This window comes from Nocardioides sp. (assembly GCF_004803405.1).
GTDB classification, from domain to species: domain Bacteria; phylum Actinomycetota; class Actinomycetes; order Propionibacteriales; family Nocardioidaceae; genus Nocardioides; species Nocardioides vastitatis.
Genome location: NZ_SSXI01000143.1, coordinates 1 through 720, shown reverse-complemented (window position 1 = coordinate 720; position 720 = coordinate 1). Strand labels below are relative to the sequence as shown.

Annotated in this window: 1 pseudogene; it reads right to left on the bottom strand. The window is 75.7% G+C overall.

What is annotated here, in order from left to right:
* Nucleotides 1–69: 69 nt before the first annotated feature.
* A pseudogene (locus E7Z54_RS23130) lies at nt 70–720 on the bottom strand (AAA family ATPase); the annotation flags it as partial.

The window sequence follows — 720 nt, the reverse complement described above, 5'->3', positions numbered from 1 at the left end:
CCTGCCGGAGCAACGCACCGCAGCGCCTCGGGCAGGTGGGACCCCTGAGGCCGAGGAGCGGCTGCGGCCTCAGGCCCGGCCTGCCGGTCGCCCGCCGGCCATCGCGTCGAGCAGTGCCCCGATGGCGCGGGTGAGGGCGGACTCGCCCGACTCCACGAGCAGCCGGCCCGCGACCAGCGCCCTGTCGACGGCGGCCTGGTCGTCGGGCAGGAAGTGCACGCCACGGCTCTCACCGAAGTCGGACAGCATCGCGACGACGTCCGCCTCGCGCCAACCGAGCGTCGGACGCATCCGGTTGACGACGACCCGCAGCGGAGGGGCGTCCAGGAGCTCGTGCGCGTCCGCGATCGCCCGCGCCAGCCGAGCGAGCCCGACCGGGTCCGCGGACCCGACGACGACGATCTCGTCGGCCACCTCGAGCGCCTCGCGCGTCATCCCGTTGCGCTCGGGCCGTCCCAGGTCGGCGGCGAGGTCGCCCTCGATGCTGAAGCCGGTGTCGATCACGACCTGGCCGTCGAGCCGCCCCCGCTCGGCGAGCCGGGTCAGCGTGCCCGGCCGCACCTCCAGCCAGCGGTCCGGGCGCGGCAGGCCGGTGATCACGCGGAGCTGGTCCGACAGCCGCCGCTGCAGCGTCACGAAGCGCTCGTCCAGGGTGCCTGCGACGGCGTGTCGGGCGGCGGCGAGCAGGCCGGAGACCTCGTCGAGGATGCCGAGCTGCTG